This window comes from Streptomyces sp. (genome assembly GCF_031178505.1).
Lineage (GTDB): Bacteria > Actinomycetota > Actinomycetes > Streptomycetales > Streptomycetaceae > Streptomyces > Streptomyces gulbargensis.
Map to the genome: position 1 here is coordinate 1 of NZ_JAPSIW010000590.1, position 4,427 is coordinate 4,427.

The 4,427-nt window shown below is 75.0% G+C and carries 3 protein-coding genes; 2 read left to right on the top strand and 1 reads right to left on the bottom strand.

Translation table 11 applies throughout. The features are described from left to right. Window positions 1-2,268 (bottom strand): YfhO family protein (locus tag RIF68_RS28430; protein ID WP_309054157.1); only part of this gene is annotated, 2,268 nt, incomplete at its 3' end. A 125-nt stretch (window positions 2,269-2,393) separates the two neighbouring features. Between RIF68_RS28430 and RIF68_RS28435 the strand changes: the two genes are divergently transcribed. Next, window positions 2,394-3,389 carry a glycosyltransferase family 2 protein gene (locus tag RIF68_RS28435; protein WP_309054158.1) on the top strand — a complete coding sequence of 332 codons (996 nt, stop codon included), beginning with the start codon at window positions 2,394-2,396 and terminating at the stop codon, window positions 3,387-3,389. Between the two features lie 81 nt (window positions 3,390-3,470). Further along, a complete protein-coding gene (locus RIF68_RS28440) occupies window positions 3,471-4,115 on the top strand; it encodes a SurA N-terminal domain-containing protein (protein ID WP_309054159.1) in 645 nt (214 codons plus the stop codon). Window positions 4,116-4,427 lie beyond the last annotated feature (312 nt).

Below are 4,427 nucleotides of genomic sequence, written 5' to 3' on the forward strand. Positions count from 1 at the left end.
GCCCGGAGGCCGGAAGGAGCAGCTCACCGACGTCTGCCCGGCTGCCACCGGGACGGCGAGCAGACCGCCGTACGACCGCGCCGGGGCCCCCGCGCAGCTCCAGCCCGCGATGCGCGGGGCCGCCACCACCGCCGTGCCGCCCTCCGCGCCCGGCGGCAGGACGGCCCGCAGCCCGTGCGCGGTCGGCGACACCGAGACCGCCGCCCGGGGGCGCAGCGCCGCCACCGCCGCCCGCAGCCGTCCGTGGTCCAGGCAGCCCTGTTCACCGCGCGGCCCCACCGGCCGCCCGCCCGCCACCCGCTGCACGCCCAGCGAGACCAGGGCCGCCTGCCGCTTGGGCCGGCCGCCGAGGAGCCGCACCGGGGCGTTGGTGCCGAGCCGGGCCGTGCCGGTGGCGTCCGGCGCCCACAGGAACACCTCGCTGCCGACCGGACAGGCCCCGGCGCGCGGAGCGTCGTACACCCGGGCGCCCAGCAGGAGTTCCTGGTTCCGGAACGGCGAGGGGCCGTAGGCGGGACCGGGACCCGGCGGCCGTACCGTCACCAGCGGCAGGAAGGTGTCCGTACGCACCACCCGGCCGTCCCGCCAGCGCGCCCCCACCCCGAACAGGGCGTCCGTCACCGGGTTGTCCAGGGTCAGCAGGTTCCGGCCGCGCGAGGTCCAGCCGCCGCCGAGCGCCGCCAGCGTCCTTGTCAGGACCGCCGGGGTGTGGCTGCTGTAGTACGCGGCGCCCTGACCGCCCAGGAGCAGCGGATCGTTGCCCGCCACCCGGGGAAGCCCCGGATCCGTGCGGTACGCGGGCCAGCCGTCGGCCGCCGCCAGCGCCGCCGCCCGCCGCGCGTGCTCACGCCCCCACGGCGGATAGTCGTCCAGGCGGGCCAGGCGCTCCCGGTCGGCGTGCGCGGTGGTCGCGGCGGCCTGCCCCACCAGGGTGCCCGCCACCAGGAACGCGGCGAGCAGCCCGTACCGCCCGCGCCGGGGCAGCAGCAGCGCCCCCGCCACCGCCGCCAGACCCCCGAGCCCGAGGAGCAGCGCCCAGCGGGTCAGCAGCGCGCTGGGCAGCGCGCCCGCCGCCAGGACGAGCACGACGGCCGCTCCCCCGAGCAGGGCCCGGCGGTCCGGCAGCCCCCGGGCGAGCGCCGCCCCGGCGGCCAGCACGAGGACACCGGCCAGGACGAACGTCTGCCGGTAGGGGCTGCCGTTCGGGGTGGCGAAGGCGTGCCACACCAGATGCGTCGGCCCCCACTGCGTCGAGGCGACGACCGCCGCGCACAGCCCCGGCCACAGCCACCGCTCCCGGCCCGGCACGTCCCGGCGGAAGAGGAGCGCGGCCACGAGCAGCGGCACCGCCGTGCACACGAAGACCGCCGGGGTCGCGAAGCTGTACGTCACCGGGAACAGCCGGGCCAGCACGTCCGCGCCCGCCACCGGCACGAACTCCCGCTCCACGCCCGGGTGGGCGTGGAGCGAGCCCAGGAGGACGGGGACGAGGACCGGCGCGGCCAGACCGGCGCCGACAACGGTGGTCACCACGGCCCGCGCCAGGACGCGGGGCACCCTCACGTCCCGCCCGGCCGGACCGGTCGCGAGACGGACCAGCAGGACCAGGGCCGCGCCGAGCGTCGCCATGTGGGCGGTGTAGAAGTTCGCGCACCAGCAGACGGCGACGGTCAGCGGCCCCAGGAGCGGCCGGCGCCCCTCCCGCACCCACTCGCCCACCAGACACAGCAGCGGGAAGGCGATCAGACCGTCCAGCCACATCGGGTTGTACGTGCCCTCCGCGAGCGACCAGCCGCACAGCGCGTACGCGGCGCCCAGGACACCCGGCCACCACCGCGCGGGCAGGCCCGGCCCGTACACGCGGTGCAGCAGGAACGCCATGGCCGCCGCCGCGACCGCCGTCTTCAGCACGGTCAGCCCGTACACCGCGTACTCGACGTCCCCGCGCGGGAACAGCGCCACCAGCGGAGCGAACGGGCTCGACAGATAGGTGCCGTGGTCCGGCAGGAAACTCGTGCCCCAGCCCGCCCGCCAGTCCAGCGGGAACCCGCCGCCCGGCGCCCGGCCGTGCAGCAGGTCCCAGAGGTAGGCGTGGTACGGCACGAACTGGTTCGCGAGGTCGTTGACGGCCCGGCGGCGCGGCCCGAACGGGAAGACCCGGGCCGCCGCGTCCCCGCCGCACACGGCCGCCACCGCCAGGGCGGCGGCGAGCGCGGACGGGAGGAGGGGCCGGGCACCGGCGGGCTCGGTGATGTTCGACTTCGGCATGACGAGTCGAATATGTCAGCGAACGGGCGGGAAACAGGCGGTCCGCGAGCCCGTTCACGCAATGGTCGCCTGCCCGCCATCCGCCCGGACCGGCCGGGTCACCGGGTTCCGTTGTCGTGGTCCGCGTGCTGCTCTCGATCGTGGTCCCGTGCTTCAACGAGGAGGACGTCCTCGACCGCTTCCACGACCATGTGACCAAGGAACTCGACCGTCTCGACGGCGAGTTCGAACTGGTCTACGTGGACGACGGAAGCCGCGACCGGACCCTCGCGCTGCTCCAGCGACTCGCCGCCGCCGACCCCGGCCGCGTCCGCTACGTCTCCTTCAGCCGGAACTTCGGCAAGGAGGCCGCCATGCTCGCCGGACTCCGGCACGCCACCGGCGACGCCGTCGTCATCATGGACGCCGACCTCCAGCACCCGCCGGAGCTCGTCCACCGCATGGTCGCCCTGCACGCCGAGGGATACGACCAGGTCGTCGCCCGCCGCACCCGCGAGGGCGACCGGGTGACCCGCACCCTCACCGCCCGGCTCTACTACTGGGCGATCAACCGGCTCGTCGACGTCGAACTCGTCGACGGCGTCGGCGACTTCCGGCTCCTCTCCCGCCGCACCGTCGACGCCCTCCTCGGCCTCGGCGAGTACAACCGTTTCTCCAAGGGCCTCTTCTCCTGGGTCGGCTTCCGCACCACGACCTTCGCCTACGAGAACGCCGTCCGCGAGCAGGGCCGCTCCAAGTGGACCTTCGGCAAGCTCCTCAACTACGGGCTCGACGGCCTGCTCTCCTTCAACAACAAGCCCCTGCGGGCCGCCGTCTACCTCGGACTCCTCCTCGTCTCCCTCGCCGTCGCCCACGCGGCCTGGATCGTCGCCGACGCCCTCCTCAACGGCGTCGACACGCCCGGCTACGTCACCCTCCTCGTCGCCGTCACCGCCCTCGCCGGCGTCCAGATGGTCATGGTCGGCCTCATCGGCGAATACGTCGGACGCATCTACTACGAGGTGAAACGGCGGCCCCACTACCTCGTCGCCGAGACCGAGACGGGACGCCAGGAACACGAGGGACGGGCCGACACCCGGCGGACCGGTGGGTCGTTGTGGGAAACAGTCGCTCCGAAGTAGTGGCTACGGCCCCGGCGACTCCCTACCATCGATCACCGCAAGGTCGTCCAACTTGACGCACGACCAGCCCGGGAGGCTCCTTTGCACCGCCGCACTGCGCTCTCTGTCTCCGCCGCGATCCTCGCCGCGGCCCCGCTGCTCACCGCCTGCGGCAGCGACGCCCACCCAGGGGCGGCGGCGATCGTCGGCGGCCAGCGGATCGACGTCGCCGGCCTCCAGGCCCAGGTGAAGGACGTCCGCGCCGCGCAGGAGGCCTCCCCGAACGGTGCCGAACTGCTCAGGGCCACCGGGGACCTCGGCCGCCGGACGCTCAACGGCATGATCTTCGACCGCGTCGTGGAGAAGGTCGCCGGCGACCAGGGCGTCACCGTCACCCGCGCCGAGCTCCAGCAGACCCGCGCCGCCTTCGTCCGCGAGAGCGGCGGGCAGGAGCGGCTCGAAGCGATGCTGCTCCAGCAGCAGGGCGTGGCGCCCGGGCAGATCGACGAGGTCGTCCGGCGCAACGTCCTCATGAACAAGATCGCCGCCAAGCTGGGCGCCACCGACACCCCCGAGGGCCAGAAGAAGCTGACGGACGTCTTCTCCGCCGCCTCCAGGGAACTCGACATCGACGTGAACCCCCGCTACGGCACCTGGGACGACACCCAGGTCCGGCTCGCGGACTCGGCCCGCGTGCCGTGGCTCCGCCAGACGGACAGCGGCCCGGCCGCCGCACCCGGAAGCTGAACGTCCCGGGCCCGGGGCGCCTCCGGGGGCCCCGGGCCGGACTCACGGCCCCGACCGTGCTCGGTCCCCTCGTGCCCGCGGGCGCTCACGGCCGTGCCCCCGGCGCACCCTCCGGCTCACTCGCCCCTTCCTTCCAGGCTCGGTTCGCCTCCGGGCGCCCCGGGCCGGACTCACGGCCCCGACCGTGCTCGACCCGCTCGTCCCTCGCGGGCCTGCGCGCGCTCGCGACCGTTCCCCCGGCGCACCCTCCGGCTCACTCGCCCCTCCTTTCCAGGCTCGGTTCGCCTCCGGGCGCCCGAGCCGGACTCACGG